The following is a 3,568-nucleotide window of genomic DNA, read 5'->3' on the forward strand; positions in this document are numbered from 1 at the left end:
CGCCCTCAGGAAATTCCGCAAACATGAATTCGAGCAACCGAAAAACCGATCCCGATTGACACCGGGAGTCATATCAGCCCTTGACGGTCGTGGGTCGCACCTCACGCAAAAGAACGGATGGGCCAACGGTCAACTCTGTCGGCTACTCTGTTCGAGAAATGGTGGACGCAGGTCGATGCGTGTCGCTAGAGGAGTTCCCGCTCGACCGGCGCTTTTACCTCCTCTACAGCAAAGGGGACGACCGCTGTTTCGTCGTCGTGCAAGACATTGCAAACCGTGCTGTCGTTACCGTTCTGCCACTCTGGATGTGGAAGAACGGCGCCCTGTCCGAAAGCTCGTCCCAGGCACACGAAGCTCGAAGTTGCGCTCGAGCCACGGTCCCGCCAGCCAAAACGAGAGAATCACTGTGACGGCAGACCGCGTCCTCAGCTTCGGTCGTTTCGCGTTCGCCACCATCTTCCGGATGGCGCGCCTGCTCTGCGCGCCCTATAACCGCGTGGGGAAAGCACAAAAAGAGTTGCTGCCGGTTGCACCGCTCGCGCAAACGTCTCCTGACCTTCACCTTGCGTTCGCTGAACGGGACGGTATCCGTAGGATGTCGACACAATCTGGATAAAACGGTAAAGGCAATTCGGCCACCTGGCCGCAGGACGCGAGACGCCTCTGCGAGTGTTTTCTCGGGGTGCGGGAAATGGTGCATCCCGAAATTGCAGCCAACCGCGTCGAAGGTTCTGTCAGCGAACGGGAGGCCTTCTGCGCTGCCCGCTTTGAATGTGAGCGACGTGTTGCCAGTTCGACCATGGCCGCTGCGAAGTCAATGCCCAGTACATTGGCCCTTCGCGCAGCGGCTGCGGCTGCGGCTGCGGCTGCGGCTGCGGCTGCGGCTGCGGCTGCGGCTGCGGCTGCGGCTGCGGCTGCGGCTGCGGCTGCAAGGTAGCCGGGGCCCGAAGCGACGTCAAGGAAGCTGATGCGCTTGCGGATAGCAAGTGCGCCACGCACTGCATCGTTCGTCCGCGTGGCGGGCGGCCATGCCGGGATGCGTCCAGGCTCAGGACAACTGCACGATGGAACGCGGGCAGCTCGACCGGCAACAACTGCAGGTCGCCAGCACACATGCGCTCGAACGCCTGCCAAGCGGTTGCCCCTGTTCGACCGACAGTAGACGGTCCGTTGCTTGATGTAAAGGCCCGCCGTACCCGTTACTATAAAGCAGGGGTATGCGGCAGGCCCATACATCAACAGTGCTATCGCACTTGCAACTGCCAATTGAGTCTTCCTGGCGTTCTCCTGAGGAAGTCAAGTATCTCTGCCTTCGGGGTCGAAAATATCGGAGGTCTCGTTATCATGGACTTCTCCGGAACCGTAACATCGTGTGCAGAGCTGCCACCGCTCTCCGCCGCATTTTGGGCACGTGATGGTGTTGGACGTGCGAGACATGTCTGAAACAGTCTCGATTTCGGTTATCTGCACCTTTCCCGTCCCGCCACATTTTTCGCACTTGATTTTTCCTTGGCCACCACAGTGCTGACAGGTAGTCATGGCCTCCCCTCCTGTTGGTTAGGTGTACATGACCATACTACTCCGAGCGCCTGAGAACACGAAGCCAACTGCTGGCCTCCACGAACTCGCACTGTTCCTTGCCGGGCGACGAGAACTTGTCGGCGTGGTACTGGGCCGATTGTGCTTTTTGAGAACACGTGACGCACCTATGCGGCGGTCAGCGCTACGTCGAGCGTTTGTAGCACCTCGGCTCGCGCGGATTGCCCTTAAATACGCCCTCCCGATATCCGTACGTTCGGGGGGACTGATAGGGGACAAATCTACATCCCGCCGAATCGTGTCGAAGACTGGGCTCAATTCCTCGCAGAACCTGTAAGGCATTGGCGCACCGGCTACTCGGCCCGAAGCCTCGCCCCCTGCTGGCAAGATGCCGATGGCTTCCCGTCAGAGGTCGCCGAGGTCCTAGCGACGAACGATGCCCTTAATGAAACCTCCGTGAAGCGGCGAGTGGCAGGACATGGCGGGTCTGTTTCTCTACGTGAGTCAACGCGCAATTCTAGCCCGCCGTGCAGCGCGTCTGATGTGCGGCGCTCGCGTTGCCTCGGACAGTAGTACGATATTCGCTCGTCTGTGCGCCACGTGCGATGCGTCGGTCCGCGCTGGCGTGACCCTTCCGGATAAGGAGGACCTATGCGCGTGCTGATAGTTGGCGCAACCGGACTGCTCGGCAAGGAAATCGTTCGCCTGCTCTCGCCCGAACATCAGGTCATTGGCGCGAGCCGCAATGGCCCAGACCTGCCAGTCGACCTCGCAGACAAGGCGTCTATCGTGTCGATGTACCAGCAACTCGGAACCGTTGATGCCGTGATTTGCGCTGCAGGTGCGGCAAAATTCGCACCGCTTGATTCGCTGACCGACGAAGACTTCGCGTTCAGTCTGACGAACAAGCTGATGGGACAGGTCAATCTCGTCCGGTGCTCGGTCGGTCACATCACACAAGGCGGGTCCCTGACGCTAACCAGCGGCATTCTCTCCTTGCATCCGGTCACAGGAAGTGCCGCAGTGGGCATCGTGAATGCAGGGGTCGAGGCGTTCGTCCGGTCCGCAGCTCTCGAATTGCACGGCAAGGCACGCGTTAACGTCGTCAGCCCAGGCTGGGTTTCAGAAACACTTGCCGCGATGGGGCAGGCCTATTCGGCAGGTACTCCCGCCGCGGTGGTGGCCCAAGCGTACAAACGGAGTCTGGTGGAGGACATCACAGGCCAGGTGATTCAGGTCGTGAAGTGATAACAGCAACGCTGTCCACACCGACCTGCGCTCGACGGCACGCTGGCAGAGGGGTGTCAAGATGGCTGAATCGTAGAAGCGTCACTCGCCTCATGCCTTTAACAGCTTCGTTACGTTGCCGTGCTGTCGCCAGTTGCATCATCAGTTCAGCAGAACCGTCTGCGGGAGTTCTTCAATCGCGTGGTCATCGGGCCGAGGCTGCCCGTCGTCGAATCCATGTTCTTCAAGGTCGTCGCCAAACGTTACCGAGCGCGGCGCCATAATGACGAGCAACCTGCCCTTCACGCACTGGGGCGCAGCCTTCGCCGACGACCAGACGCTAACCGCAGCGATGCTCGACAGGCTCCTGCATCCCGCCCACATCAGCAAATCAGTGGCGAAAGCTATCGCTTGAAGGACAAGCGCAGAGTAGGACAAACGGGAACGCGGGCAGGCGCGAATGCAGCCGCGTGAACAGGACGCAGGTGGGTCAGGCATACTGCGGCGAATCGCCGAAAGATTTGTCGAAATTCAACCAGCGGCGTTGACGCGAAACTGGCCACCAACGCCTTCTGTGCCAGTTCACGATTCGCAAAGCGTCATCCGCGCCAGTCCCATTAACCGAGATAGATATTGGACGGGGAGCTTTCGAACCGGACACGAGTTTGAATAGTGGTAGTCGCCGCGCCAAACGTCATGGTGCGCGCGGTGAAGGAAAAGAAAAAAGGCTCTTTTGAAAACGGAGTGGGTAACGGGGCTCATCGGGCATGCTCATTAAAGCGTGAGAAGTCGAGTTTTCCAG

3 protein-coding genes and 2 pseudogenes are annotated in these 3,568 nt (G+C 59.5%); 3 read left to right on the plus strand and 2 right to left on the minus strand.

Annotated features, from left to right (window positions below; genetic code table 11):
• Positions 1–223: 223 nt before the first annotated feature.
• Positions 224–733, minus strand: a pseudogene (locus AC3WLT_RS36995) (class I SAM-dependent methyltransferase); the annotation flags it as partial.
• Between the two features lie 563 nt (positions 734–1,296).
• Positions 1,297–1,539, minus strand: a complete 243-nt coding sequence (locus tag AC3WLT_RS37000) for a hypothetical protein (RefSeq protein ID WP_492596499.1) — start codon at positions 1,537–1,539, stop codon at positions 1,297–1,299.
• 285 nt (positions 1,540–1,824) lie between these two features.
• On the opposite strand from AC3WLT_RS37000, the gene AC3WLT_RS37005 reads away from it, so the two are divergent.
• The 3 genes and pseudogenes from AC3WLT_RS37005 to AC3WLT_RS37015 form a co-directional block, all read left to right on the plus strand.
• Complete coding sequence (locus AC3WLT_RS37005; RefSeq protein WP_492596501.1) at positions 1,825–2,112, plus strand: DUF6946 family protein; 288 nt, start codon at positions 1,825–1,827, stop codon at positions 2,110–2,112.
• Positions 2,113–2,190: 78 nt separating this feature from the next.
• Positions 2,191–2,787: a short chain dehydrogenase gene (locus tag AC3WLT_RS37010; RefSeq protein ID WP_492596500.1), complete on the plus strand. Its 597-nt coding sequence runs from the start codon at positions 2,191–2,193 to the stop codon at positions 2,785–2,787.
• Between the two features lie 147 nt (positions 2,788–2,934).
• Positions 2,935–3,240, plus strand: a pseudogene (locus tag AC3WLT_RS37015) (ATP-binding protein); the annotation flags it as partial.
• Positions 3,241–3,568 lie beyond the last annotated feature (328 nt).

This window comes from Paraburkholderia sp. FW306-2-2C-D06C, from assembly GCF_058781505.1.

Coding starts and splice junctions, on each gene's coding strand:
- AC3WLT_RS37000 (WP_492596499.1), bottom strand. CDS start 1,539: ATGACTACCTGTCAGCACTGTGGTGGCCAAGGAAAAATCAAGTGCGAA.
- AC3WLT_RS37010 (WP_492596500.1), top strand. CDS start 2,191: ATGCGCGTGCTGATAGTTGGCGCAACCGGACTGCTCGGCAAGGAAATC.